We start from the raw sequence: 26,015 nt of genomic DNA, 5'->3' as shown, positions 1-26,015 counted from the left end.
ATTAAAGGCTGTATCGCAACATTACTGATACAGCCTGTTTTATCTAATTTTTCCTTCAGAAATCATGATCGTCGGTGCGAATAAACAATCTTCTCATTTATGCCAATTTTTCACGCTAATTGATTACATTGCTGCCCCTGCCAAAATTGCAGAGTTAACTGATCTTTAGTAGTTATATGAGTACGTGTCTATGCTTGAAGTTTTGACTGTTCTAACCCTTGGAAAAACTATTAGTAAAATAGCAAGGAAGAAGGGCTTGAAACCATGGAAATATGTTATTATACTGTTGATACTGCTGTTCGGGTTTGAGGTGTCTGGTGCCATGGTAGGAGCTATCTTATACGGGCAAAGTCCTTTGGTTTATGTGCTGGCCATACTTGGAGCTGCGTTTGGAGGTTTTTTAAGCTATCAAATCGTGAAGTTTGCAACACCAGTATCGTCATATTCTTCAGAGGATGTGCTTGATACACATTTGCGAGGTTAATCAATCTGTTTATATTCAATTATTACCCTATGGAAGTAAGAAGTGCTACGCTGGAAGACGTTCAAAGTGTTTTGGATCTTCAGGAAAAATACCTGTTTAACAACTTAAAAGAAGAGGATAGAAAGGATGGTTTTGTAACAACACCTTTTACTCAACAGCAAGTTGAACGTATAATTTCTGAGGGTGGCTTGTTCATTGCTTTCGATAAAGGAGCAGTGGTAGCATACATATTTGCTGGTAGCTGGGATTACTATGCACAGTGGCCTATTTTTACTTATATGACCTCGTTTTTCCCAAAAGTCCAATTTCCAGGATATGATCTTACTACAGAAAATAGCTTTCAATATGGACCGATATGCATAGACAAGGCTTACAGAGGAGGAGATCTGCTGAAATCCCTTTTTGAGGTGATGCGCCTCCAAATGGTAGAGAGATACCCTTTGACTGCTACATTTATAAATAAAGCTAATGCCCGTTCATTGAAGGCTCATACTAATAAGTTAGGTTGGAGCACTGTAGGCGAATTTCAATATAACAATCAGGAATATTTTATTATGGCTTATGATATGAACAAATCAGTTTTATCAACAAAGATTGCAGGCGCGCAAACCGAGAGCTAAAGTTCAAGCGCATTTAAAGTTTACCTACAGTTTGAGGAAAGTAAAAGGTGCTAATTTCATCATTGAATTTCGTAGAAGACTGACCTGCGAGGGTGTGATTAATAACCCAGTTATCGAAAGATCAATTTTAAAAGGATGATTTTATTGTATATTATAATAATCTGAATAATTTACAAGCTTGTAAATAAACTCTATAAACTATGAACATAAAAGCCTTAATTATTTCATCATTGTTGCTTGCCCCGGTAGCAGTTGTTTGCGGACAGAAAATGAAAGTAAGATCCGGTGATCTTGATTTTCTTAAAAGTCAGAAGAAACTGAATATTGAGTATGACTACAGTAATATGGGGGTAGGAAAGTTTGAAAAAGAAGAGGACTACGTTAATGAAAAAGTGGCTAAGTTAAATAAGAAAGAAGTAGGATCGGGAGATAAGTGGAAGAAGAACTGGATAGCTGATCGAAACGAGAGGTTTGAACCAAAATTTGAAGAGTTGTTCAATAAGAATTTGGAGAAGTACAACCTGGTGGGAGGTGATTTTGATGGTACAGAATATACATTGATATTGAAAACTACTTTTACTGAGCCTGGATTTAATGTAGGTGTAGTTAGAAAAAATGCATATACTGATCTTGAAGCTGTATTTGTAAAAACCGGCACGACTGACCCTGTAGCAGTAGTTACTATCGAAAATTCACCCGGTAGAGGAGGTATGGGGTACGATTTTGATACAGGATACAGAATTCAGGAGTCTTATGCTAAGGCAGGTAAGGAATTGGGACAGTATTTAGCCAAAAAGGTATTGAAATAAGCTTTTTATAGCTTAAGAGACAAGTTACTCTTGAGGTTGGTGTTATTACATAACCTTGAGGGTAACTTTCTTTTTTTAAGTATTACATCGACTTGACTTACTTGATATCAGGTTTAAATAGGGTAGTACAATCCAATAATTTCTCTGGCCAGATAAGCTACATAAATGAATATGAGAATGTATCCGAGTTTTTTATTTACTCTCCATTTGTAAATAACGAAGGTCAGAAAGATTAGTGCTACAGATGCAAAAAGTAGAATAACCGATTCATTTAAACTTGCAGCATTGGTCAGGATAGGTTCATTTTTAACGATTGATATAATTAACCAGGGAAATCCCAAGCCTATAAGTATATCAAAAATATTAGACCCTACAGCATTACTTACAGCCATTCCACCGCGCCCTTGACGAGCCACGATAACTGATGAAACCATATCTGGAATTGAAGTTCCAATGGCTAATACTGTGAGCGCTATTACCACTTCAGGTATTTTCATGATCATTGAAATGCCAATGGCAGATTCAACAAGAACCCAGCATAGAAATGCAATGGCTACTATAGAAAATATGAACGTGAGTATGTAATGTTTCGGATGGGGAAACATTTTTCTAAGAGCATAGCGCAATGGGATGAAAATCCTTTTCCAGCCTTTTAGTGTTGGGTTTTCATACCCTTCATCTATAAGGTCTCCATCTTCAAAGTTGAAAAGCCTTTTCCAGTTCATTACAGTGAGCAGGTAGCCTCCATAAAAGATAATGAGTAACAGGCTTTCTACCCACGTAACCAAGCCATCGCCTAATACTACAAAAAGAGCGGCTACAGATAGGGCATAGAAAACGAAATCTCGAACTACTGGTTGCCACATAAGTTTGGCATTACGTACTATGGCTGAGGCTCCGATAATCACTAATATATTAAATAAGGCTGAGCCTACAATCGTACCAACACCAATCGCTGCATGATCACCAGATCTGATCAATGAAATAATGGCTACAAACAGTTCAGGAGCACTAGATCCAATGGCCATTAAAGTTGCTCCTGCCATTTCATGTGACATTTTTAGTCTTTCAGCAATTTTGTCCAGTGAAACTACAAAATAGCGATCACTTACTTCTGCCAGTAGGTAAAATGAAGTGATCAAAGCCAGACAATATAGAATTAAGGACATGTGTGAAATATATAATATTTCATAGGTTAAATAAAGATTTTAGAGCATTAATATTTAAAAAAAACACTTTTTTAAAGACGGTAATGTCAAAAGCTTTTAACATTTAAGAAACCTCAATAAAATTGTGTCTATGGCTATTATCTTTTCAATAATTAAAATAAATTAAATTTCAATTCGTTAAGCATTATCCGTGAAAAATAAGTTACAATGTTGAAGTTCAATTTGCAAATATGTGTAATTATGCTGACTACGTTGCTTCAATGTGGCAGTATTGATAAATATGAAGATTATCTGAATTATTCGATTGAGCTTGATCGACTCATGGATTCATTAAAGGTTGATAAGAAAAAACTGAGAATACTTATCGATAAAAGTGAATATAAGCTTACTTTATACTCTGAAGATGTAAGGGTGAAGGAATATCCTGTAGTATTTGGAGGCGATCCTGTTGGGGATAAGTTAATGGAGGGAGATGAACGGACGCCGGAAGGTGTGTTTTCTATTCGAGGGTTTTATCCTCATAAAAGCTGGTCAAAGTTTATCTGGATAGATTACCCAACTCAAGATTCATGGAAAAAACATAAGCAAGCCAAGAAGGAGGGACTCATTCCGGAAACGGCTAAGATTGGTGGTGAAATAGGCATTCATGGTGTGCCCGCAGGATATGATCATGCGATAGATTACAAGATGAATTGGACTTTAGGGTGTGTATCATTGAAGAATAAGGATGTCAATGAAATTTATAAATATATTTATGAGGGAATGCCTGTAAAAATTGTTACATGATATGGTGAAATTTAGAAGCTAATAGCTTTTAATAATACACTAATAATGAAGACTTTGTCTGAAAGGGTACCAGGTAAGTTTATTTCCGGGCACTGCTGACACCTGAAGCTGCAAATGCAAAATACCTTACATTATCCCTAATTTCCTGTTTGTTATAAGGGTATTCACTTCTTAGAAAATCAATGAAGTCTGGGGCTTCATCTCTATCTTCTGTTTTTATATATAGGTTAATGCAAAATAAGTGCTTTTAATTTTGGAAAAGAGGTACTGCTATGAATGGTTAGTGAATATTGTCATGAAATTAGATTTTATCGGAGTATAAATAATTTCATTTATGTCATGTGATGGTGGATTGATAACACATGTTCCCTTTCTGTTTTTCTTTGCTAACCTTGTGTAAAGCCCTGGGGAACTCCATATACGTTTATTGTCATTTTATTTTTAAATTTCAATATGAAAATTTAAATCAAGAAAGTGTAAGGAGTGGACTATTACGTGCTTGTAAAATTAATTTTTAGAATAGTAGGGTATGAAAAGTCAATTAAAAGTTGGTTTAAAAAAAAGGCAGCCATAAGCTGCCTTTTAGAGTTTTAGAGAAATTACTTCTGCTTTTCCTTTTCTTTGATAAGGTTAAGGGCAGACCCTGCTTTAAACCATCCAATTTGCTGTTCATTGTAAGTGTGATTAGCTATGATGGTATCTTCAGTACCATCCGCATGTTTCAGCACTAGAGTCAATGGCTTATCAGGAGCAAATTGATCTAGATCAATGATATCTATGGTGTCATCTTCCAATATCTTATCATAATCATTTTCGTTAGCGAAAGTCAGACCAAGCATACCTTGTTTTTTCAGGTTAGTCTCATGGATTCTTGCAAATGATTTTACAAGAATAACCTTTACTCCCAAGTGTCTTGGTTGCATTGCTGCATGCTCTCTGGAAGACCCTTCCCCATAGTTGTGATCTCCTACTACTATTGTAGGAATGCTTTCAGCCTTATATGCTCTTTGAGTAGCAGGGACAGGGCCGTATTCACCTGTTAATTGATTTTTTACAGAGTCAGCCTGATCATTGAAAAAGTTGATAGCACCTGTCAGGGTATTGTCAGCAATGTTATCCAAGTGTCCTCTGAACCTCAACCAAGGCCCTGCCATAGAGATGTGGTCAGTGGTACATTTTCCTTTAGCTTTGATCAACAATTTCATGCCAGTCAGGTTTTTACCATCCCATGGCTTAAAAGGCTCAAGTAGTTGCAACCTTTTTGAATCAGGAGCAACTTCTATATCAATGCTACTACCATCTGCAGCGGGGGCTTTATAGCCACTGTCTTCTACATCAAACCCTTTTGGAGGAAACTGTATACCTTGTGGTTCATCCAATTTTACTTGCTCACCGTTTTCGTTGGTTAGCGTGTCAGTCATAGGGTTGAAAGTCAGGTCACCTGCAATCGCAAATGCAGTAACGATCTCGGGAGACGCTACAAATGCATGGGTGTTAGGGTTACCGTCATTTCTTTTAGCAAAGTTTCTATTGAAAGAAGTGATGATGGAGTTCTTTCTCGTAGGGTCATTGGTATGTCTGGCCCACTGCCCGATACAAGGACCACATGCATTAGCCAGTACAACCCCACCCATTTTGTCAAATGTTTCGAGGTACCCGTCTCTATCCACTGTATATCTTACCATCTCCGATCCCGGAGTAATAGTAAATTCTGCTTTTGCTTTCAGGTTTTTATCTGTAGCCTGTTTAGCTATAGATGCTGAACGCGTAATGTCTTCATATGAAGAGTTAGTACATGAACCTATCAGACCTACCTCAAGTGTTGCAGGCCAGTCGTTTTTCTTTACCTCCTCTGCAAACTTAGAAAGAGGAGTAGCTCTATCAGGAGTAAAAGGCCCATTAATGTGTGGTTCAAGTTCAGAAAGGTTAATTTCTATAACCTGATCGAAATATTTTTCAGGGTTTGCGTAAACCTCTTCATCACCAGTAAGATGTTCTTTTATACCGTTAGCCAAATCAGCTACTTCATCTCTTCCGGTTCCCCTTAGATACTCTTCCATTTTTTCGTCGTATCCGAAAGTAGATGTGGTTGCTCCAATTTCAGCACCCATGTTACAGATGGTTCCTTTTCCTGTGCAGGATAGAGATTTGGCCCCTTCGCCAAAATATTCTACAATGGCACCAGTTCCTCCTTTTACGGTTAAAATTCCTGCTACTTTCAGGATTACATCTTTAGCTGATGCCCAGCCGCTTAGCTGCCCTGTAAGTTTTACACCGATGAGTTTGGGGAATTTTAACTCCCATGGCATGCCAGCCATTACATCTACAGCATCGGCACCACCTACACCTACAGCTACCATTCCAAGACCACCTGCATTTACTGTATGTGAATCAGTACCTATCATCATCCCCCCAGGAAAGGCATAGTTTTCCAACACTACCTGATGAATAATACCAGCACCAGGTTTCCAGAAGCCGATTCCATACTTGTTAGATACGGACTCCAGGAAGTTAAACACCTCGCCACTTGCGGAGATTGAATTCTGAAGGTCTTCCTTTGCACCTTCCTTTGCTAGAATAAGGTGGTCGCAATGTACCGTTGAAGGCACTGCCGCCTGCTTTTTTCCAGCTTGCATAAACTGCAATAGCGCCATTTGTGCAGTTGCATCCTGCATGGCCACCCTGTCAGGGGCAAAGTTTACGTATGATTTAGCCCTCACGAAGTTTTCCAGAGGTTGTTCCTCTGCATGAAGGTGAGAATACAAGATTTTTTCAGATAGTGTGAGTGGTTTACCTACCACCTTTCTGGCAGCATCTATTTTTTCTCCCATTGAAGAATATACTGCCTTAATCATGTCAATATCAAATGCCATATATATTGAGTATTTAAGGGGTTTGAAATGAACTGCAAAATTACGAATTAAATTATTTATTTAAGGATCAGCCCTCCCTCTGATCCTTATTTATATCTACTTTAAATAACAGCTACTGGCTCCCGAAGTTTATCTAATAGCCCATTAAGCTGTTTTGCTTCTTCTAGATCCAGATTATCAATGAGGTGATTAAAGCCTTTAACTCTTTCATCAGTTATTGATAATAGTTCTAATCCTTTTTGAGAGATGATTACTTCAACAGACCTACGATCATCCTCTGAAATTTCCCGCGTGATCAGTCCTTTCTTCGCTAATCGTTGTACAATGCGTGAAGCGTCACTCATTTTGTCCAGCATTCTTTCTTTTATCAAGCTTATGGACGCCGGATAAGGATATTGCCCTCTCAATATCCTTAAAACGTTGTACTGTTGTCTTGTAATGTCTACCTCTTTGAAAACCAGATTCATCTCGTGTATAATGTGATTATACGTGAAGATTATGTTGATTAATGTTTTCTGGTGTTCATTTTTGAATTCTTTTTGTTGAATTTCTTCAGCTAGTCCCATTTTATTTCGTTGGTTGGTTTCAACCTATGAAGTTACAGACTTTCAGCTAAAATTTCATTTACTATTGATATAATTTAAAAACTCATTCTTTGTTTGGTTCTCTTTAAATTTGCCCATAAAGTAGGCTGTACCTGTTTTACTATTGGTATCTCCCACACCTCTGGATGCTACACATAGGTGCGTAGCATCTACGACAACTCCTACATCTTCTGTGTTTAATGCCTTTTGAAGTTCTTTGGAAATTTGAACAGTAAGCCTCTCTTGCACTTGGGGGCGTTTCGCATAATACTGGACAATTCTATTTATTTTAGAAAGCCCGATAACTTTACCTGATGAAATATAGGCCACATGTACTTTTCCGAAAATAGGAACAAAATGATGTTCACAATGGGAGTAGAAAGTGATGTCCTTTTCAACAAGCATTTGATCATACTTGTATTTGTTTTCAAATAGGCGGGCATGAGGTTTATTGGCAGGGTTAAGACCACTGAATACCTCCTTAACAAACATTTTGGCCACTCTTTTTGGAGTGCCACTGAGTGAGTCATCATTCAGGTCAAGACCCATGATGTTCATTATTTCCCTGAAGTGTCCCTCGATCTGCTTTATTTTTTCATCATCACTCATATCAAATGCATCAGGCCTGAGAGGGGTTTCGTAAGAAGATGTCACATGATCATCACCAAACTCATCAACAAGGTCTTTTTCATGCTGGGTATTCAACAAAATTTCTTTCGGTTTCATATAATCTGATTTTAAGGTCTAAATTATGGTCCAACTCCTTCCTGAGAATATTGTAAATGACCACGGCAATGTTTTCAGCGGTAGGATTTAAATTTTTAAAGTATTCTGTGTCCAGATTGAGATTTTTGTGATCAAATTTGCTAATTACTTTATCCTTAATAAGATCACTGAGTTCTTTCATATCATAAACATAACCGGTAACAGGGTCAACCTCACCAGTTAGTTTTACGAATAATTCATAGTTATGGCCATGATAATGAGGGTTGTTGCACTTTCCGAAAATCAGATCATTTTTCTCCTCACTCCATTCCGGATTATGTAATCGATGGGCAGCATTGAAATGCTCCTTTCTAAATACAGCTACTTTCAAATTAGTACAATGTTTTACTGACTCAGTCGCTAAGCTCGATGACGAATGTTATAACATCAAGTTTAACGAAAAGTTCCTTGCTTTAAACAAAAGGCAAAATTAAGAATTTTACAGGGCTAAAAATACCTTTCTGATAAGAAATGAAAATCAAATACTTCCATATCAAGTGTAAGCGTCAGTTCATGGGTATTGAAACTGGGGCCAACGGACTTTTCTGTGGGGACTTCAAATATATAACCGAAGCGTAAATTATCATTGATGTTTAATTGGGCCAGGAGACCATAGGTTTGAAAGTTTCTTGAAATGATACCTATTGTATATTTATCTCTGAATATAAGACTGGCGTTGTAATCAACAGACAAGGGGGCATCAGCCACTCCTTTAAGTAGTATAGATGGCTTTAAAGCAAAGTCTACCCCTACATGATAAACGTAGCCGGCAGCCAGGTAAAAATGTCGTTGATATACCTCAGTTTGTATGTTGCCAAATTCTTCTTTGCTTTTGATCATTCTGGGTACTGAAAACCCTACATAGTATGTGGGGCCTTTAAGTGAGACACCAGCCCCAATATTAAACTTAGAGAAACTTTCGTTGCTGGTAAATACAGGATCATTAGGGTCTTTTACCAGAAGTTCCTCATTGTTCTCTTTTAAGTTAAGCACACCTGCCTGCATACCAAAAGAGAAGATATTTTCTCCATATTCAATTTTGTAGCTTCCCGTAACATTGAATTGAGTAGTGGTAGTAGCTCCAAGTTTATCTCTGACCAGAAGAATACCTCCGCCTACCTTGTTTTCAAAAAATGACGAATGTACACTTAAAGATGTGGTATTGGGCGCACCCTCTATACTTGTCCATTGTGCCCGATGGCTAATGGAAGCGTTCAACACATTATTGATACCTGTATAGGCTGGGTTGATTACCAGCGGATTGTTTATATACTGGGCATATAGAGGATCTTGTTGGGCTTTGGATTGATTATACACCCAGCAGAGAATAAAGACGAATGGTAAAAACTTCTTCATAATTATTTCTTAATAACTAAATAGCCAGTATACTTTCCTTGAGGAGATTCTATTTTATAGTAGTAAGTCGCCGATGGTAGATCATCTAATAGGGTGTTTTCCTCGCTAACATAGTTATTGAGTGTTTTAACAAGGTCTCCCCAACGATTGTACAGTTCAATTTTGTTAGGACTTGATATTTTGAAAATTTCCCACCAGTCATTCAAACCATCATTATTAGGAGAAATGGCATTGTAAATGGTTAATTTTGAAGGTATTGGGTCTTCAGTAGGTGTTACATTGACTTCCATAGATGCAGGTGTAGGAGTGGTATTGTCAAAGTCAGTTGCCGATATTTCAATGGTTCTTATCGCAGAACCTGGTTCGCTCCCGGTATTGACAAAGGTCACTGTTCGTAGCGCAGCCTGGTAATCTGTAATGGAACCATAACCACTTAACGATAGTATTCCACTGGAAGGGTTAAAAGAACCCGTTATTGCACCTTGCGGTGTGAAAGCAAGCGAGTCGGTACCGGTTAGATAGTTGCCGGTAATGGCTATTTGAGCTCCTATGATGTCATCATTAGTATCATCTGAAATAATCAGAGAAGGGGCCAGAACAACAGGTGGGTCTCCTTCAGTATAGGACTGAGAAGTTACACCCAGTGAGATTTGGGGAGGTTGGTTTTGATTTTCAAAGAACCTAACCTCTCCATAGTGATTACCCACATGAGCATCGAGATCACCATCTTCATCAAGGTCTGCAAATGCAGGATCTGCATCTTTTCCAACATCAAAACCATCAAATGGGTTAGTAGTACCTTTGGCCTCACTGAATACGCCACCTTCATTCATAAAGTATCTTAATGTTCCATCTTCGGTTATAAAATCCCCGGAATAATCATTATCACCTACACCAACTACAAGGTCATAGTCACCGTCATGATCCAAGTCAATCAATTCGGGCTTAGCAAAATTTCGATAAGGGGTGGTGATTAAAAATACTCCCTCAAAAGGGTTCTCAGTGCCGGTACGTTCAGTAAAAGCAGGGGAAGTAATGCTGCCAGTATTTTCAAAATACCTGAGGCGGCCCTCTTCTTTGCTTCCCAAAACGAGGTCAAAGTCTCCATCGAGATCTACATCTCCAAAGGTGGGTGAGAATGTTTGATTTTGGGTAGTGTCAGCAATGAGCGGAGGTTGTAGCTCAAGTGCGTTATTATTATTGTTTTTATAGTAATGAAGAAATGTTGTACCTGGATATGTATATCGGTCTTCAAGGCCTAACAGCATGTCTGCATCACCATCATTATCAAGGTCGGCCAATGCAGGGCTAAACTTGAAGAGGTTGCTCTCGAAGCTTTCTTTAATGGGGTTTGCAGGGGTATTAACTTGGGTAAATACACCATTGTTATTTTGGAAATATTGGATGGTGTCATCAGCGTATTTGCCTCCTATAATTACATCTATATCTTTATCAAAATCTAGATCGGCAAAGGCAGGTGAGGCATTGAAGTCTAAGGTCAGCCCTTCAAAAGGATTGCTAACACTAAACCTCTCTATAAAATTGGGGGAGGTCGGAGATCCAATGTTTTCAAAATAGTGCAGCCTTGTGTAAGGGCCACTTCCTGCTATGGCATCAAAGTCACCATCTCCATCAAAATCGGCAAATTCTGGAGACGCATTTGAGCTTAGGTTAATGCCATTAAATGGGTTGTTGGTGCCGATTATTTCTGATGGGAATGCCGGACTCGTGTTGCTTCCTGTATTTCTAAAAAACCTGATATTGCCATTGGCATCACCCACAAACATGTCTTTGTCACCATCGCCATCGATGTCGACCAAAGCAGGGGCAGCACGATCAAGGGTACCTCCGAACTCAGGGTTCACGATGGAAATAGGGTTTGAAGAACTTTCTTCGGCTGTAAACTGAGCAATGGGCAGAGTTCCATCGTTTCTCCAGAATTTTATAGTTTCTCGATAGCTTGAATAATTGGTGTTTCTCGATCCACCAACAAATACATCAAGATCCCCGTCGTCATCAATATCAACAAAAGCAGGATGGCTATGGTAACTGTCTGAAAAGACATTGTCCATCGGGTGTTCATTTGATGGCAATGAGAAAACAGGTTTGGAGGCTGACCCGGTATTTTCATAATAGCGAACATTTGGGTTAGGAAAATAGGGATACTGGTAAGATTGTCCAATAATCAGATCGAAGTCACCATCTTTGTCCAAGTCAGCAAAAGCAGGTGTTGCGGAATCTCCAATATCTATACCGTTAGCGGGGTTGTCAGTAGAATAGAGTTGTACAAACAGGGGGGTTGAAGCCGTGCCATCGTTTCTTAAAAATGCTATTGTACCATAATTTGAACCTACAAAAACATCTAAATCACCATCATCATCTATATCTACAACTGCAGGGTGTTCATTGCCAAATGAATTAAGCTGTACGGAGGGTAGAGGATTTTTGGGTTCATTTGAAACAAAGGGACCCAATTGTTGGGCGTTTGCTTGAGATAAGCTTAATGACATGGCCAGTGTTCCTGATGCCAAACCCAGTTTGATTTGCCACTTCAGAGAAGAAAGGCGTTGCTTCAGCTTGTCAATTCTATGAACAATCTGCCTTTGTTTCTTTTCAGAGTATTCATAATACTGACCTGTTTTAAGGCTTTTACTAAATCTAGATTGGTATTTCTTGTACTTGGCAAGTGTATATCGATAGAGTATGCGAAGATGGTTATCCATAAAACCTCTATAAAGGGTATTGTTTTTAAAAATCTAAGGTACAAAAATAATCAGCAAATTTCCTTATCTTATTTTATGATTTTTACATCTTTTAATTTAAATATTAATAGATATGAATAAATAAATGGAAAGTAAGGGCAATATATTAACTTTGGTCACTTTAGTTAATGCTGATGGTTATGGCAACAATGAATATCTTGTTTAAAAACGTTTGGGAAAAAGATCTTGACCTGAAGGAGCGGGTGAAGGAGTTTTGGAGGCAACTGAAGGCTTTGCCTGAAAACGTTAATGTTGACGAAAGGGCACGACAATTGGTGTTTGTTGCAGTGGATGATGCCCGGGTAATTGGTGTTACTACGGCTCAACGAGCCAGAATCCCCAAGCTCAATGATAATTATTTTTATAACTTCAGAACACTAATCCATCCAAAATACCGTATACCGGGTTTGGTAGACAAACTAGCCGTGCTTACGCGCGACTTTTTGGAAACTCTTTATATTTCAGGTCAGTCTGATTGTATAGGACTCATCACTTTAATAGAAAATGAACGGTTAAAACAGGAGCGGAGAGAAGCGGTTTTCCCAAGTACCAAAATGGCTTTTATAGGGCAAACCAAAGCCGGACATCATATCAGGCTTTACTACTTTAAAGGAGCTAAAATATAGTTCTTAAGAAAACAATTTCTATTATTATATATGACAGGGAAGCGACTTTAAGGTTCTGACAGAAAGGTTGTTGTTCCAAATCGGATTAGTGGTGTTGATGCGGTAATCAGGGAACATTTCCAGGAATTTTCCTATTGCTAATGCTCCTTGTCTCTTAGCCAGCCAGTCACCAAGGCAGAAGTGAATACCGCTTCCAAAAGCAATATGCCGGTTTGGGGTACGAGTTAAATCAAGGGTGTCGGGTTGTTCAAAGTAATTACCATCTCGGTTGGCACTTGCCAGACATAAGGTAACGGTATCTCCCTTTTTGATTTGCTTGCCGATCAATTCAACATCTTCAGTAGCAATTCTACCCAGCAGGTGAACAGGGCCATCGTATCGCAGGAGTTCGTCTATTGCATTGGGCATAAGCTCCGGTTGAGCAATGAGCCGACCTAGCTGATCAGGGTTTTTAGATAAGTGCATAAGCCCTGTGCTTATCAAGCCTATGGTAGTTTCTTGTCCGGCAATAAAAAGAAATATAAACACTGAAATCAGAGCTTCATCTGATAAAGGTTCGCTCTCCTGTTCATTGGCTACTATTAATTTACTGATGAGATCGTTGCCTGGAGTTTGTTGCTTTGATTTTAATAGTTTGTTAAATAGCGAAATCAGGTTTTTTGATGCGGAGTCTATATTTACCAGGTCCTTGAAGCTATTGTATAGATTTAGCACTTTCACCAAATTATTACTTAGAGTGCTGAGCTTTTCATAGTCATCATTTGTAATTCCCATGATTTTACAAATTGTCATATTGGGAAGGGGTTTTGCAAGATCATCGACAATGTCTAAAGTACTACCTCTTCTTCTGGTGGCGAGTAAAATGTCAATATTTTCTAATATAAGTTGATCCACCACTTTGTCATCCCATACAGAGGAAACGAATTTCCGTATTTGTGTATGTTCAGGAGGGTTGATTAATAATAAAAATGAGTTGATGGCGGTTGCAATGGCTGACAGATCTCGATCTCTACTTTTAAAATATGTGATACCGCGATTAATCCATTCCAGCTTGTTCCCGGATCTGAACCGTTGATCCTTCAGTATATATTTGACGTTTTCGTAACAACTTATGATCCACTCACCGGTTTGGGCCTTATAAATGGGGGATTCTTGTCTTAAGCGTGCATACATTGGAAAGGGATCCCGGACATTGTCCTGATCCAGCGGTACCCATAGGTTCATTGTTGTTGAAAGTTTTCTTTAAATATTTGAGTTGCAAGTAGCCTTATGGTAGGGTAGTCCCAGAAGTATAATGGACTGATGGTAATACCATAGTAGTTTTCAACTTTTTCAAGGAGGTATACCGAGCTGATGGAATCAAGTCCGAACTGGTGAAGACCAAGGTTTTCATCAACATCAGAGTAAGGCAATTTGGTTTCTTCAGCGATTACCTTTTGCAGGAAAACTATGATTTCACCTTGTGACTTTGGTTTGACCATTCTAGTTATCTCTTTTCATAGCCCAGAAATCTCCAACAGGTGATGTTATAGCCACTTTGTGATTGGCGCTTTCATGGTTGAGTAATCCAGGACGTCTGCTGCCTGCCATTATCTTTACATCGTATATTTCCTCAACACTGTTTTCATATTTAATATGACCAACAATACCTGCTGTTGGCAAATGTAAAACCATTATGCCACAGAACAACGACCTTTTGGCAATTGGTAGATCTCGAAATGTAGAGCTAGTTTCTCTTAATTTAGATAGTCCGATAAAAAGGTAGTCACCATGTCTGACCATACCTCTTACAAAACCATCAAATTTTTTAATGACATCATACTTACCTGTATTGGTATCTATCCTTATCAATTCTCCGGTAGCCGATAGCAGGGTGAATAGTTCACCTTCATAAATTCTAGGTGAATGAGGCATGGCGAGATTTCTGGTTATTATCTCGTCGGTTTCAACATCAATAATTATTCCACCACTGGCTTTGCCGGTACGCCAGCTCTCGGTAGTATTCCCATCACCCAGTGCACTTGTAAATTTGGGCCTTCCATTTTCCATAGCCAGTCCGTTCAGGTGGCAAAAGTCACTCGGAGCATATGTTGTTACGAAGGGAGGTTTCCATACAGGTTTAAAGCTATAATCTTCATCCAGTGTTACGAGGCAGGAGAACAAAGTGTTTACTGCCCATAACTTGCCATCAACCCATTCAAGGTCATGAATATCAATAGCTCCCGAATAGTATGTAACACGCGGTAAATACAGCGAATCATAGGTGTTGGGCTGGTTAGGGTAGTTTGGAGCCATTTCTGGAGAATTGGCAAGAATAATAACTTCATCTTTGGTAGCTATTGCCATTTTTTTACCGTTGAAAGCCATCCCCATTGGCTTCTGAAAGTTTCGAGGTAGCTGAATAAGGTTATTGTTATTCATGGCACTGATTAGTATTACCTTCCCTGCCTGGTAGGTGCTGATAGCTACGGTGCAATTTAATTGATTGAGTAGTTCCGGTAGATTAGGAGAGTACGAGCAGGTGAATGGGGATAAAGGTTTACTCATATTAATTGGTTCATTCGATAACATAATCTTACAAGTGTCGAAATCTCGCAGGTTTGCCTATCGATTTTGTTTAAATATTCAATATATTGGCGTTAGTAGACATCCGGAGCCTGTTCAAAGTGTCATTTTACTTTGCAGTATCCGGATTAATTATTTCTCAAAGTAATAATTATTTATAAATAAATTGAAAAACCTGTGATTAGAAGACTATCTCTGGTTATTGCTATTGCTGCAATAACTTTTTCATGTGATCAACCTGCCGAATACCTACCCGAAAGAAACTTTGAAGATAAGCAGCAGCAGTTGCTTTCTGAATTTATCATGGCAGAGGACAGTTCCGTTATCGAGCTTCCTGAAGGACAATTTCTATTTAGTGGCAGCCTGATTCTGGAAGGAAAGAAGCATGTGACTATAAAGGGGCAAGGTATAGATAAAACTATATTATCATTTAAAGACCAGAAAGAGGGGGCTGAAGGTATAAGAGTTGCGAACTGTGAGAATATCACTATTGAGGACCTTTCTATTGAAGATGCTGCCGGTGATAATATCAAAGTTACAGATACAGATGGTATTACCTTCAGGCGGGTGAAGTCTGCATGGACTGGTGAGGTGTCTGAGGAGAATGGAGCATATGGGCTTTATCCGGTAATCTGTAAAAACGTGCTGATTGAAGAATGTATTGTAATAGGTGCCAGTGATGCTGGTGTTTATGTAGGACAGTCAGAAGGTGTGATTATAAGAAATAACGAAGTGTACTGGAATGTGGCAGGTATAGAAAGTGAAAACTCAGAAAATGTAGAGATTTACGATAATGTGGCTTATCATAATACGGGAGGAATTCTTGTATTTGATTTACCCGGTTTAACCCGGTATGGTAAAAATATAAAAGTGTATAATAATAAGGTTTATGAGAACAACTTTGAAAATTTTGCGCCGGCAGGCAATATTGTTGGAGTTGTACCAAAGGGTACAGGTATGATAATATTGGCCACAGAAGGGGTGGAGCTTTACGACAATGAGATTACCGATAATAAGACCATAGGTATAGCCATTATCAGTTACGAACTCGTAGCAGCTATTTCAGGAGAAACTTCTGAAGAAGCAGATGGTGTTGGCTCAGCACAGACGGTAAATAACAATTACAAGCAGGATAAAAACTACAACCCGTATCCTAGAAAAATCTACACGCATGATAATAGGATTGAGTCATCTTACTGGCTCCCCGCTCTGAATAATGATTTTGGGAAACTTTTTGTGTTCAATTTTGGATTTTCCTTACCAGACATTGCCTGGGATGGCATACGTTCAGAGGCATACCTCTCTGATGATGGCTCTATCAACGAAGAGTATAGAATATGTATCCAGGAAGAGGAGTCGGTGAAGACGACCGATTTAGATGCCGCAAATGATTTTGATAATCTCAAAAGCTATCCTGAAATATTTAATTGCAAGTTATAAGATTATGAAGTTATTACTGGGATTGGCCCTTGTTGGACTCATGATGTTGACATCATGTGGAGGTGAAGTGGCGAATACTACCGAAAACGAGCAGCAAGCCACCGCTATGACTCATGAATTGGCATGGCAAATGCCAGATACAGCTAGCTACGTTAAATATGGTAAGGCAAAACTCTCTGACTATAATTTTTTTGAAGGAAAACTGGCAGACCTGAATCCTGGTGATCGAGTTTTTCCTTATGACATCAATAGTCCTTTATTTACGGATTATGCTTTGAAAAAGAGATTTATATATCTGCCAGAGAGTAAAGAGATCATTTATAATGATGATGAAGTGCTGGAATTTCCTGAAGGGACCATTCTAATCAAGAACTTTCACTACTCAGGTGAGCAACTTACAGGAGGGAAAGGAGGAATAATAGAAACGCGCCTTTTGGTTAATGAGCCGGAAGGTTGGAAGGCCCTTGTTTATATATGGAATGACGAACAGACCGATGCTTTTATTGAAATCACAGGAAAAAAAGTGCCTTTGCAGTTAGTTTCTCAGGGTACTATCGATTACGCTGTTCCCAACATGCTACAATGTAAAAGCTGCCACGATAGAAAAGGTAAAATAACGCCAATAGGCCCTTCTGCGAGACAGTTGAATAAGTTAGGCCAGGATGGAGATAATCAACTGGCCAAATTGGTTAACAAAAAGTGGCTAAAAAATGCACCTCCGGCAGACCAATGGCCGACACTGGTGCAATGGGAGAATGATACAGAGAGTCTTGAACAGCGAGCCAGAGCTTATCTGGAGATCAATTGTGGGCATTGCCACAGAAGTGATGGTCCAGCAAAAAACTCCGGTCTTGATCTAACTACCGAGGCACATGAGGCCCATGCAATGGGTATTTTTAAGGCGCCCGTTGCTGCTGGAAAGGGTAGTGGTGGTTTAAAATATGATATTGTGCCAGGGGAGCCAAATGAGTCCATTCTTATTTATAGAATGCAGTCTAATGACCCAGCCATTATGATGCCAGAATTGGGACGTTCCACTGTACATGAAGAAGGTATAAAGCTGATTAAAAACTGGATACAACAGCTTGATAAGGATCAGGTTTAAATTGGGTATCCTTAGAGAACCTTTGCTTTAAAAGAGAAACTAGCTGTATTGATAAAACATTAGTCCTCAACTTTGAAATGTAATCTTAGGCTTTTCCTAAGCAGAAAAGTCAGCTTACCCTGCGCCTTAGTATTAAAGCTTATAACTAAAAATAGGTAAGAAGAATAGATAATAACCGCACTTTTTGAGGAGTATAAAAATTTTAGTCGATTTGATCAATAAGTTCCTCAATTTCATTTCTTTTGAGTAGCATTTGGATATCTTTGGTTGAACACTAATGGCTATACTAAGGTGACATTTGAAGGGATAAAAGAGCAATTTGAGAAATATGCATCGGAAGGGAAGAAGATGTTTACCACCTCTTCTTTTCAGTCTCACAGTATTGTACTATTGCATATAATTAGTAGGATCAATAAAGACATTCAGGTAGTATTTATTAATACTGGGTATCATTTTCCTGAAACGGTAGAGTTTAAGGATAGAGTGTCACAGGAATTTGGCCTTGAGGTTATTGATCTCAGGTCTAATACTCCTAAATTTATGCAGCGAGGAACTGATGGCAGACTTCTTTTTACATCAGATCCGGATCATTGCTGTTATTTGAATAAGACTCAGCCTGTAGATGCGCTTTTGATGCAAAATGACATCTGGATCAATGGTGTAAGAGCAGATCAGAGTGCTGTGCGCAAGGCTATGAAAATGGAACAACCAGCGCCGCATGGTACTATTAGGTTTCACCCGATGCTGGATTGGAACGCTAAGATGATCTATCAGTATCAGAAGGAATATAACCTGCCAAAGCATCCACTCGAAAATTCGGGTTACCTCAGCATTGGTTGCGAACCATGTACACGAAAGGTTGATCCTGAAATGATGGAGAGGGAGGCTCGATGGTATGGAATGAGTAAAACCGAGTGCGGTCTACATACTGATTTAGTTAAGTAAATAGAGGTGATATCAAGTATGGCTTTCAGTTAAGGGTAATTGCTGAGCCAGTTTTACCCTATTATTTTTTAAATGACTTTATAAATGAAAATTCTGATCACTGGAGGTGCCGGATATATAGGTACCGAACTGGTAAATGTACTCACCCAAAGAGAAGATGTTGAAGAAATAATAATTTATGATAATCTCAGTCGGGCAAACTATAATTTATTTTTAGGACATAATTTCAGTAACCCTGAGCGTATCAGCTTTGTTAAAGGGGAGTTGCTGGATTCCCGGTTTCTTAAAAAGGTATTGAAAGGAGTAGACGTAGTTTACCATCTTGCAGCTAAAGTGACTACTCCCTTTGCTGATACGGATCCTCATTTTTATGAGCAGGTAAACCATTGGGGGACCGCGGAGTTGGTATATGCTGTAGAGGAAAGTGATGTTAAAAAATTTATTTTTACCAGTAGCACTGGTGTTTATGGTTCTTCTAAATCATCTGTTGAAGAAGCAGCTACTCCAAACCCAAAAACGTTTTACGGAATATCTAAAATGAGAGGGGAGGAGCATGTAGGAAGGCTAAGTGATAAAATTGATACTTATATTTTTAGGTGTGGTAATGTGTATGGTTACAATCGAAGCATGCGCTTTGATGCAGTGATCAATAAGTTTGTATTTGAAGCCAATTTCTATAAAAGGATCACCATTCATGGTGATGGTAGACAACGCAGGTCATTTATTCATATTGACCATGTAGCTCAGGCACTATCACATGTGTTGGATGGGCCGCTTCAAACCGGTGTTTATAACCTGGTTAACAGAGATTTGAAGATATTGGATATTGTGGATACGCTCAAGCAGATGATACCGGAACTCGAGTTTATTTTTGTTAACCAGCACTTGAAATTGAGAGAGCTAAGAGTGCAACCTAATCAGATACTGAACAAAGCTTTGTCATTGCCAGAGCCTATAAGCCTGATGGAAGAGCTTAAGCATTTTCAAAGTAGGTTCTCGTTTTAGAGAATAATGTAAAAATCTACCCTGTGTTAAGCTAGGGTGCCTCCAATAGTTGGGGAATAAATAATTATACATGGAAATACCTTTATTACAGGATGTCATAGTTATACTCGGCCTTTCAGTGGTTGTTATCCTGATATTCCAAAGGTTAAAACTACCAACCATACTTGGTTTTTTAATAACAGGCGTTGTGGCTGGACCACATGGTCTTAGTCTTGTTGAAGCTTCTCATGAAGTAGAAATACTCTCTGAGATAGGGGTTATCCTACTATTGTTTATTATTGGTCTGGAGTTTTCTCTGAAGAGCCTGGCGGCCATTAAAAAAGCGGTTTTCCTGGGAGGGAGCTTTCAGGTCTTCGTAACCATTGCCGTAGCCTCTTTAATAGCTTACCTGATGGACTACTCTTTAACAAAGGCAGTCTTTATAGGGTTTCTTTTTTCATTAAGTAGTACAGCTATTGTCCTCAACCTCTTACAAAGTAGAAGTGAGATCAACAGCCCTCATGGTAAAATATCACTGGCTATTCTGATATTTCAGGATATCATAGTAGTGCCAATGATGTTGTTGGCACCGATACTTTCAGGGAGGACTGATGATGTGGCGTTCACCTTGTTATCTTTGGCTTTAAAAACACTTTTTGTTATTGGGCTGGTGGTGTTGGCTGCACGGTACATTTTTCCCAGACTTTTGTATGAAGTGGCTAAAACCAGAAGTCGGGAGCTGTTTATCCTCACCATTGTAGTGTCCTGTTTGGCCGTTGCATGGTTAACTTCCAGTATCGGACTGTCACTGGCACTTGGAGCTTTTATTGCGGGTTTGATTATTTCTGAGTCTGAATATAGTCACCAAGCTACCAGTCAAGTGTTGCCTTTTCGGGAGATATTTACAAGTTTTTTCTTTGTGTCTATAGGTATGCTGCTGGATGTTTCATTTTTTTATCAGCATCTTTTTCCTATTCTTGGTTTTACAGTGGTGGTCTTCATCATTAAAGGACTGATCGCTACGCTTGCGGGAGCCGTTTTAAAATACCCACCAAGAGTTTCTATTTTAACAGGTTTGGCCCTTTTCCAAGTAGGGGAGTTTGCTTTTATTCTTTCCAAGGTTGGTATTGAAAATGGACTGATCGATTCAGGTACTAACCAATATTTTTTATCTATTTCGATATTATCAATGGGCATCACCCCATTAGTGTTTATGGCTTCAGGAAATATAATTAACCTGTTCTCCAGTACCCAGCTATCAAGAGGGTTGGCCAGGTTCAATTATTGGAACGATGTAGGAGGAGAGTCGGAGGGAGAAAATGCAATGAAGGATCATATAGTGATCATTGGATTTGGTATAAATGGCAGAAATGTAGCCGCCGTGGCAAAACGGGCCAATATCCCTTATGTGATCATCGAGATGAATGCAGAAACAGTTAAGGCTGAAAAAGCTAAAGGAGAGCCAATACTTTTTGGAGATGCTGTTAGCCCATTCATACTTGAGCATGTCAACATATGGAGTGCCAGGGTAGCTGTTATCGCTATTTCTGATCCAGCGGCGAGTAAGAAGATTGTGACGGCAATCAGGGACATTTGTAAAACTGTTTATATTATTTTACGGACACGGTATGAAACGGAAGTGGAGGGTGTACTCCGCCTTGGGGCCGATGAGGTTATATCAGAAGAATTTGAAACTTCAATTGAAATATTTACACGGGTGTTGAACAAGTACCTGGTTCCTGAGGAAGAAATTGAGAACTTTGTTAGTGATATTCGTAGTGATGGTAACCAAATGCTTAGACCAAAAGGTATGGCTGCAGCGAGTTTGCACATTCCCAACCTACGGATAAGCTCACTTTCAGTGAAGCAATCTGATAATGATATTGTTGGAAAAACTCTTGAAGAGTCTGGCGTTAGACATAAATATGGCATTACCCTAATTGCCATACAACGTGATGGTGATTTTCAAATCAACATTACAAAGGAAACCCAAGTGCTTCAGGATGATATCATTTTTATAATGGGTACCCCTCAGGCAATATCCGAGTTTAACAAACACGTTAAGATTTAGCCACCTTACAGGTAACCAGCTTTTTTAAATGCGGTATATACTCATGCTTGACCCTGTTTTGATGCCCTTTTTCGACCAGTACATGGTGTGATACTGCACAGGTTGAGCATTTGCTATAGGGTCATACCCAAGGTATAAAATGCTGGATAGTCTGAGAATAAAAAAGCTGTTTGGAGGTTTGTTCCAAACAGCTTAGTGAAGTGTTTATGTTTTTACTGTTAGCAGTATTCGTTAAATACTTCTATCAGGTGATTTCCGATCATTTCAGCAGTTCTTCCCTCAATGTGGTGTCTTTCAATGAAATGAACCAATTCACCATCTTTGAATAAAGCGATGGATGGTGAAGAAGGAGGGTAAGGTAAAGTATACTCCCTGGCTTTAGCCACTGCACCCTGATCAACTCCTGCAAATACAGTAGTAAGGTGATCAGGCTTTTTGGAACTTTGTTCGACTGCCCACTTAACACCAGGTCTTGCTGCGCCAGCTGCACATCCGCACACTGAGTTAATTACAAGCAATGAGGTGCCTTTAAGGTCTTTTAAATGATTATCAACTTCCTCCGCAGTTTTGAGTTCAGTGAATCCAACTGAAGTCAAATCTGTTCTCATAGGTGCTACTAATTCTTCTGGATACATAAGTTGTAAGTATTTAGTATTAGTGTAGTGTTTTAATTTACTATTAAGTCTTATAGGAACCCTAACTCAAGCTTGGCAGCCTCAGACATCATTTCTTGAGAGTAGGGTGGGTCAAAGGTGATCTCAACATTCACATCGTTAACGCCTTCTATTTTTTTAACGCTTTGCTCTACCTCTGTTGGTATTGATTCTGCCGCAGGACAGTTCGGAGAGGTTAAAGTCATCAAAATATAGACATTATTTACAGGGTGAACACTTATTTCATAGATAAGCCCTAACTCATAAATATCTACAGGTATCTCCGGATCGTACACTGTTTTAAGTGCCTCAAGAACCTTATCTCTAAGCGATACTTCCGTTTCTTTATTTTCCGTTTGTTGACTCATAAAATTTCTCCTTTATGCTTCTGCTTTACTTTTTAGGGCAAGGGCGTACAATTTCATTTGCTTCACCATTGCTGCAAAGCCATTTGACCGTTGGGTACCGATGAAACGGTCCATGCCCATTTTTTGAGGGAAAAATAGCTCCGCATTGATAATGTTATCAGGAGTTTGGTTAGATAAAACTCGTACTAAAAGGCTGACTAATCCTTTTGTAATCGCTGTATTACTGTCAGCCAGGTAACCTACTTTGCCATTTTGAAGGCTTGCGGTAAGCCACACTTTGGATTGGCAACCCTTTACAATATTATCTTCCGTTTTATCTGCCTCGTCCATTTCAGGCAGTTTCTGACCCAACTCCATAATGTAGAAATTGGTCATTTCCTGGTCTCCATCCAAGATGGAAAACTCCTCTATAATTTTATTCTGAACTTTTTCTATTGATTCGGTCATTGAAAGTTTACTTCATGAATTTTACAATTCTTTCAAGCCCCTCAACCATTTGGTCGATTTCATTTATCGTATTGTAAACAGCAAATGAGGCACGGACAGTTCCTTCTATTCCATACCTGTCCATTAAGGGCTGAGTGCAATGATGGCCTGTTCTTACAGCTACTCCCCTGGCATCCAGCATCTGACCTATATCAAAGTGATGAACACCTTCCATTACAAACGAAAGCACACTGACTTTGTTTGGGGAGGTACCTATCAGGCGAATATCTTTTATCGAGGAAACGGCTTCGGTGGCATATTGCAGTAGTTCTAATTCATACTTGGCCATTGAGACTTTACCTGTATTTTCAATAAATTCGATAGCCGCCTTAAAGGCCACTACATCGGCAATGTTGGGTGTTCCAGCTTCAAATTTGTATGGGATGTCATTGTAAGTGGTACTCTCAAAACTTACGTCTTTGATCATCTCGCCACCACCCTGATATGGAGGCATGGCTTCAAGAAGTTGACGCTTACCGTAAAGCGCTCCAGTACCTGTTGGGCCATAAAATTTGTGAGCTGAAATAGCGTAAAAATCACAGTCAAGATCCTGAACATCTATGGGAAGATGCGCTGAGGCCTGGGCGCCATCGATTAAAACTTTAGCACCCACGTCATGAGCAGCCTTTATAATATCTTTAATTGGGTTAATGGTACCCATGCTATTAGAAGCATGATTGACTGCAACAATTTTTGTACTACTATTAAGTTGGGTTAAATAGTGGTCATAGTCCAGTTCACCATTTTCCTTTACCGGAATAACCTTAATGGATGCTCCTTTTTCTTCGGCAAGAATTTGCCAAGGTACAATATTAGAGTGATGCTCCATGCCGGAAACAATGATTTCATCCCCCTCTTTTACATTTTGTCGTCCGTAAGTCGCCGCAACCAGATTAATGGATTCTGTAGTTCCCTTAGTGAAGATTATTTCTTCACTTTCTTTGGTATTCAGGAAAGCTTGTAGTGAGGTACGTGTGGCCTCGTATGCTTTTGTAGCCTTCTCTGCCAGCGTGTGTATGCCGCGATGTATGTTGGAATTATACCCTTCATAATAGTCTGATAGTGCCTGAATTACGGCATTTGGCTTTTGAGTAGTCGCTGCATTATCAAAGTAAACCAGGGGCTTTCCGTTAATCTCCTGATGCAGGATCGGGAACTCATTTCGAATAGCCTCTATGTCCAATGTTTTCAAGGTTTCCTGACTTATTGCAGACATATTTAAAAGTCTTTATGTAATCGTTCGGAAATTATGTTTTCAAGGTGATTTTTTAGAGGCTCCAGTTTAATGTTTTCAAGTACATCTGTGGCAAATGCATATAGTAACAATACCCGAGCCCTCTCTTTGCTTATACCACGTGATTGAAGGTAAAACATAGCTTCTTCATCAAGCTGTCCGGTAGTACACCCATGAGAACATTTAACATCATCTGCCCATATCTCTAATTGTGGTTTAGAGTTTATAGTGGCTGTATCACTTAACAGTATGTTTTTATTTGACTGAAAAGCGTTTGTTTTTTGGGCTGCCTGTCTTACGTATACTTTGCCATTGAAGACACCATGAGATTGATCCTCCATAATACCTTTATACAACTCGTTACTAAAAGAGTTGGGTTTGATGTGGTCAACGACAGTGTGGTTATCAACATGGGTTTTGCCGTGCAATAGATACAAACCATACATGTGAGTCTCACAACCTTCTCCGTCAGAGGCTATATTCAAGTTGTTTCTAATCATAGCACCATCTAGGGTAAAGGTATATGCAGAAAAGTGACTGCTGCGAGCTTGCCATACTTGAGTAGTCCCTACATGAAAAGCCGTATCCTTATTATTCTGGATTTTGTAGTAGTCAACATGAGCGTTTTCATTGACTACGATTTCAGAAACAATATTTGTGAAGCTCGAAAAATCACCTATGGTGTTGAAAACTTCAATAAATTTAGCTTGGCTGTTCTTTCCTACCACAAACAGATTTCTGGGTTGGTTGTAGCATTTTTCTGTTTGAGCATCGTTAAAAAAGTACAGTGCTATAGGCTTATCAACTACTTTGTTCTCAGGGATATGGATAAAAGAACCATGCTCTGCAAATGCCGTATTTAGTGCAATAAATGCATCAGATTGATAGTCTGCATATTTGGCGAAATAAGATTGCAATTGCTCCTCGTTTTCTTTTGAAGCAGTACCAAAATCCTTTACGGAGAGTTGATCTTCCGGACTCATAATTGATGAATACTCAGCAGAGTAGACGCCATTAATGAACACCAGTTTATTGGCTTCTATTTCCGGAAGGAAATATTTGTTGATGGTTTCTTTGTTGACCTTTCCCGAGAGGGAAGGGGAGGTGAAGTCAAAATTTTTCCTTAGTGATTTATTAAGGTCGGTGAATTTATATTCTTCATTTTTTGTCGTTGGTACTCCAAGTTTTTGAAAAGCGCTGATAGCTTCCTTTCTAATTTGGTGTACGGGTAAAGCACTGGCTCCGTTTATTCGTGATTCCAGTGCTTTGAAATTATCAACAAACTCTTTTTCTAAACTTATGTCTTTAGTGGATTCGCTCATATTGTTGC

The 26,015-nt window shown here is 39.1% G+C and carries 25 protein-coding genes; 10 read left to right on the top strand and 15 right to left on the bottom strand.

What is annotated here, in order from left to right:
- The first annotated feature begins 190 nt into the window (after window positions 1-190).
- The 3 genes from JMN32_RS23115 (at window position 191) to JMN32_RS23105 (ending at window position 1,913) form a co-directional block, all read left to right on the top strand.
- Complete coding sequence (locus tag JMN32_RS23115; RefSeq protein ID WP_202858757.1) at window positions 191-484, top strand: hypothetical protein; 294 nt, start codon at window positions 191-193, stop codon at window positions 482-484.
- A 29-nt stretch (window positions 485-513) separates the two neighbouring features.
- Window positions 514-1,104 (top strand): GNAT family N-acetyltransferase, encoded by a 591-nt coding sequence (locus tag JMN32_RS23110; RefSeq protein WP_202858756.1) that lies wholly within the window; start codon window positions 514-516, stop codon window positions 1,102-1,104.
- Window positions 1,105-1,304: 200 nt separating this feature from the next.
- Window positions 1,305-1,913, top strand: coding sequence for a hypothetical protein (locus JMN32_RS23105; protein ID WP_202858755.1), 609 nt, complete (start codon window positions 1,305-1,307; stop codon window positions 1,911-1,913).
- A gap of 113 nt (window positions 1,914-2,026) precedes the next feature.
- On the opposite strand, the gene JMN32_RS23100 is transcribed toward JMN32_RS23105, so the two are convergent.
- Window positions 2,027-3,082 carry a calcium/sodium antiporter gene (locus JMN32_RS23100; protein ID WP_202858754.1) on the bottom strand — a complete coding sequence of 352 codons (1,056 nt, stop codon included), beginning with the start codon at window positions 3,080-3,082 and terminating at the stop codon, window positions 2,027-2,029.
- 207 nt (window positions 3,083-3,289) lie between these two features.
- Here JMN32_RS23100 and JMN32_RS23095 point away from each other — a divergent pair, with 207 nt between their 5' ends.
- Window positions 3,290-3,868, top strand: a complete 579-nt coding sequence (locus JMN32_RS23095) for a L,D-transpeptidase family protein (RefSeq protein ID WP_202858753.1) — start codon at window positions 3,290-3,292, stop codon at window positions 3,866-3,868.
- A 599-nt stretch (window positions 3,869-4,467) separates the two neighbouring features.
- Here JMN32_RS23095 and JMN32_RS23090 read toward each other — a convergent pair.
- The 6 genes from JMN32_RS23090 to JMN32_RS23065 form a co-directional block, all read right to left on the bottom strand.
- Window positions 4,468-6,741 carry an aconitate hydratase gene (locus JMN32_RS23090; RefSeq protein ID WP_202858752.1) on the bottom strand — a complete coding sequence of 758 codons (2,274 nt, stop codon included), beginning with the start codon at window positions 6,739-6,741 and terminating at the stop codon, window positions 4,468-4,470.
- Between the two features lie 101 nt (window positions 6,742-6,842).
- Window positions 6,843-7,307 (bottom strand): MarR family winged helix-turn-helix transcriptional regulator, encoded by a 465-nt coding sequence (locus JMN32_RS23085; RefSeq protein WP_202858751.1) that lies wholly within the window; start codon window positions 7,305-7,307, stop codon window positions 6,843-6,845.
- A gap of 54 nt (window positions 7,308-7,361) precedes the next feature.
- Window positions 7,362-8,051 (bottom strand): GTP cyclohydrolase I FolE, encoded by a 690-nt coding sequence (gene folE / locus JMN32_RS23080; RefSeq protein ID WP_202858750.1) that lies wholly within the window; start codon window positions 8,049-8,051, stop codon window positions 7,362-7,364.
- Complete coding sequence (locus tag JMN32_RS23075; RefSeq protein WP_202858749.1) at window positions 8,014-8,421, bottom strand: 6-pyruvoyl trahydropterin synthase family protein; 408 nt, start codon at window positions 8,419-8,421, stop codon at window positions 8,014-8,016. Before JMN32_RS23075 ends, folE begins: the two co-directional genes overlap by 38 nt.
- A 116-nt stretch (window positions 8,422-8,537) precedes the next feature.
- The gene (locus JMN32_RS23070) at window positions 8,538-9,446 is read right to left on the bottom strand and encodes a PorP/SprF family type IX secretion system membrane protein (protein ID WP_202858748.1); all 909 of its coding nucleotides are present in this window, start codon (window positions 9,444-9,446) and stop codon (window positions 8,538-8,540) included.
- A gap of 2 nt (window positions 9,447-9,448) precedes the next feature.
- On the bottom strand, window positions 9,449-12,169 hold the full coding sequence (locus tag JMN32_RS23065) for an FG-GAP-like repeat-containing protein (RefSeq protein WP_202858747.1): 2,721 nt from the start codon (window positions 12,167-12,169) through the stop codon (window positions 9,449-9,451).
- Window positions 12,170-12,348: 179 nt separating this feature from the next.
- Here JMN32_RS23065 and JMN32_RS23060 point away from each other — a divergent pair, with 179 nt between their 5' ends.
- Window positions 12,349-12,834, top strand: a complete 486-nt coding sequence (locus JMN32_RS23060) for a hypothetical protein (protein WP_202858746.1) — start codon at window positions 12,349-12,351, stop codon at window positions 12,832-12,834.
- A 24-nt stretch (window positions 12,835-12,858) separates the two neighbouring features.
- Here JMN32_RS23060 and JMN32_RS23055 read toward each other — a convergent pair whose 3' ends face one another.
- Genes JMN32_RS23055 through JMN32_RS23045 form a run of 3 tightly spaced genes read right to left on the bottom strand, consistent with a single transcriptional unit; the run spans window position 12,859 to window position 15,381 of the window.
- Window positions 12,859-14,058, bottom strand: coding sequence for a cytochrome P450 (locus JMN32_RS23055; protein WP_202858745.1), 1,200 nt, complete (start codon window positions 14,056-14,058; stop codon window positions 12,859-12,861).
- The gene (locus JMN32_RS23050; RefSeq protein ID WP_202858744.1) at window positions 14,055-14,315 is read right to left on the bottom strand and encodes an acyl carrier protein; all 261 of its coding nucleotides are present in this window, start codon (window positions 14,313-14,315) and stop codon (window positions 14,055-14,057) included. The genes JMN32_RS23055 and JMN32_RS23050 overlap by 4 nt, the downstream gene beginning before the upstream one ends.
- 1 nt (window position 14,316) lies before the next feature.
- Complete coding sequence (locus JMN32_RS23045) at window positions 14,317-15,381, bottom strand: TIGR03032 family protein (RefSeq protein WP_202858743.1); 1,065 nt, start codon at window positions 15,379-15,381, stop codon at window positions 14,317-14,319.
- Between the two features lie 195 nt (window positions 15,382-15,576).
- Here JMN32_RS23045 and JMN32_RS23040 point away from each other — a divergent pair, with 195 nt between their 5' ends.
- The 5 genes from JMN32_RS23040 (at window position 15,577) to JMN32_RS23020 (ending at window position 21,944) form a co-directional block, all read left to right on the top strand.
- A complete protein-coding gene (locus JMN32_RS23040) occupies window positions 15,577-16,839 on the top strand; it encodes a parallel beta-helix domain-containing protein (RefSeq protein WP_317191800.1) in 1,263 nt (420 codons plus the stop codon).
- 4 nt (window positions 16,840-16,843) lie between these two features.
- Window positions 16,844-17,944, top strand: coding sequence for an SO2930 family diheme c-type cytochrome (locus tag JMN32_RS23035; protein ID WP_202858742.1), 1,101 nt, complete (start codon window positions 16,844-16,846; stop codon window positions 17,942-17,944).
- A gap of 291 nt (window positions 17,945-18,235) precedes the next feature.
- The gene (locus JMN32_RS23030) at window positions 18,236-18,889 is read left to right on the top strand and encodes a phosphoadenylyl-sulfate reductase (RefSeq protein ID WP_202858741.1); all 654 of its coding nucleotides are present in this window, start codon (window positions 18,236-18,238) and stop codon (window positions 18,887-18,889) included.
- Window positions 18,890-18,973: 84 nt separating this feature from the next.
- On the top strand, window positions 18,974-19,894 hold the full coding sequence (locus JMN32_RS23025; protein WP_202858740.1) for an NAD-dependent epimerase/dehydratase family protein: 921 nt from the start codon (window positions 18,974-18,976) through the stop codon (window positions 19,892-19,894).
- Between the two features lie 70 nt (window positions 19,895-19,964).
- Entirely contained in the window at window positions 19,965-21,944 is a 1,980-nt protein-coding gene (locus JMN32_RS23020; protein ID WP_202858739.1) for a monovalent cation:proton antiporter family protein, read from the top strand.
- Window positions 21,945-22,162: 218 nt separating this feature from the next.
- Here JMN32_RS23020 and JMN32_RS23015 read toward each other — a convergent pair whose 3' ends face one another.
- Genes JMN32_RS23015 through sufD form a run of 5 tightly spaced genes read right to left on the bottom strand, consistent with a single transcriptional unit; the run spans window position 22,163 to window position 26,007 of the window.
- Window positions 22,163-22,579: a BrxA/BrxB family bacilliredoxin gene (locus JMN32_RS23015; protein WP_202858738.1), complete on the bottom strand. Its 417-nt coding sequence runs from the start codon at window positions 22,577-22,579 to the stop codon at window positions 22,163-22,165.
- Window positions 22,580-22,629: 50 nt separating this feature from the next.
- The gene (locus tag JMN32_RS23010; protein ID WP_202858737.1) at window positions 22,630-22,965 is read right to left on the bottom strand and encodes an SUF system Fe-S cluster assembly protein; all 336 of its coding nucleotides are present in this window, start codon (window positions 22,963-22,965) and stop codon (window positions 22,630-22,632) included.
- Window positions 22,966-22,977: 12 nt separating this feature from the next.
- Window positions 22,978-23,412 (bottom strand): SufE family protein, encoded by a 435-nt coding sequence (locus tag JMN32_RS23005; RefSeq protein ID WP_202858736.1) that lies wholly within the window; start codon window positions 23,410-23,412, stop codon window positions 22,978-22,980.
- 7 nt (window positions 23,413-23,419) lie between these two features.
- Window positions 23,420-24,667, bottom strand: coding sequence for a cysteine desulfurase (locus tag JMN32_RS23000; RefSeq protein WP_317191798.1), 1,248 nt, complete (start codon window positions 24,665-24,667; stop codon window positions 23,420-23,422).
- 2 nt (window positions 24,668-24,669) lie between these two features.
- Window positions 24,670-26,007, bottom strand: a complete 1,338-nt coding sequence (gene sufD, locus JMN32_RS22995; RefSeq protein WP_202858735.1) for a Fe-S cluster assembly protein SufD — start codon at window positions 26,005-26,007, stop codon at window positions 24,670-24,672.
- Window positions 26,008-26,015: the final 8 nt, after the last annotated feature.

Origin of the sequence: Fulvivirga marina (genome assembly GCF_016775155.1) — a bacterium.
In the GTDB taxonomy this organism is placed as follows: domain Bacteria; phylum Bacteroidota; class Bacteroidia; order Cytophagales; family Cyclobacteriaceae; genus Fulvivirga; species Fulvivirga marina.
This window is presented reverse-complemented; position numbering and strand designations above follow the sequence as displayed.

Coding starts and splice junctions, on each gene's coding strand:
- JMN32_RS23115 (WP_202858757.1), top strand. CDS start 191: ATGCTTGAAGTTTTGACTGTTCTAACCCTTGGAAAAACTATTAGTAAA.
- JMN32_RS23110 (WP_202858756.1), top strand. CDS start 514: ATGGAAGTAAGAAGTGCTACGCTGGAAGACGTTCAAAGTGTTTTGGAT.
- JMN32_RS23105 (WP_202858755.1), top strand. CDS start 1,305: ATGAACATAAAAGCCTTAATTATTTCATCATTGTTGCTTGCCCCGGTA.
- JMN32_RS23100 (WP_202858754.1), bottom strand. CDS start 3,082: ATGTCCTTAATTCTATATTGTCTGGCTTTGATCACTTCATTTTACCTA.
- JMN32_RS23095 (WP_202858753.1), top strand. CDS start 3,290: ATGTTGAAGTTCAATTTGCAAATATGTGTAATTATGCTGACTACGTTG.
- JMN32_RS23090 (WP_202858752.1), bottom strand. CDS start 6,741: ATGGCATTTGATATTGACATGATTAAGGCAGTATATTCTTCAATGGGA.
- JMN32_RS23085 (WP_202858751.1), bottom strand. CDS start 7,307: ATGGGACTAGCTGAAGAAATTCAACAAAAAGAATTCAAAAATGAACAC.
- folE (WP_202858750.1), bottom strand. CDS start 8,051: ATGAAACCGAAAGAAATTTTGTTGAATACCCAGCATGAAAAAGACCTT.
- JMN32_RS23070 (WP_202858748.1), bottom strand. CDS start 9,446: ATGAAGAAGTTTTTACCATTCGTCTTTATTCTCTGCTGGGTGTATAAT.
- JMN32_RS23065 (WP_202858747.1), bottom strand. CDS start 12,169: ATGGATAACCATCTTCGCATACTCTATCGATATACACTTGCCAAGTAC.
- JMN32_RS23060 (WP_202858746.1), top strand. CDS start 12,349: ATGGCAACAATGAATATCTTGTTTAAAAACGTTTGGGAAAAAGATCTT.
- JMN32_RS23055 (WP_202858745.1), bottom strand. CDS start 14,058: ATGAACCTATGGGTACCGCTGGATCAGGACAATGTCCGGGATCCCTTT.
- JMN32_RS23050 (WP_202858744.1), bottom strand. CDS start 14,315: ATGGTCAAACCAAAGTCACAAGGTGAAATCATAGTTTTCCTGCAAAAG.
- JMN32_RS23045 (WP_202858743.1), bottom strand. CDS start 15,381: ATGAGTAAACCTTTATCCCCATTCACCTGCTCGTACTCTCCTAATCTA.
- JMN32_RS23035 (WP_202858742.1), top strand. CDS start 16,844: ATGAAGTTATTACTGGGATTGGCCCTTGTTGGACTCATGATGTTGACA.
- JMN32_RS23025 (WP_202858740.1), top strand. CDS start 18,974: ATGAAAATTCTGATCACTGGAGGTGCCGGATATATAGGTACCGAACTG.
- JMN32_RS23020 (WP_202858739.1), top strand. CDS start 19,965: ATGGAAATACCTTTATTACAGGATGTCATAGTTATACTCGGCCTTTCA.
- JMN32_RS23015 (WP_202858738.1), bottom strand. CDS start 22,579: ATGTATCCAGAAGAATTAGTAGCACCTATGAGAACAGATTTGACTTCA.
- JMN32_RS23010 (WP_202858737.1), bottom strand. CDS start 22,965: ATGAGTCAACAAACGGAAAATAAAGAAACGGAAGTATCGCTTAGAGAT.
- JMN32_RS23005 (WP_202858736.1), bottom strand. CDS start 23,412: ATGACCGAATCAATAGAAAAAGTTCAGAATAAAATTATAGAGGAGTTT.
- JMN32_RS23000 (WP_317191798.1), bottom strand. CDS start 24,667: ATGTCTGCAATAAGTCAGGAAACCTTGAAAACATTGGACATAGAGGCT.
- sufD (WP_202858735.1), bottom strand. CDS start 26,007: ATGAGCGAATCCACTAAAGACATAAGTTTAGAAAAAGAGTTTGTTGAT.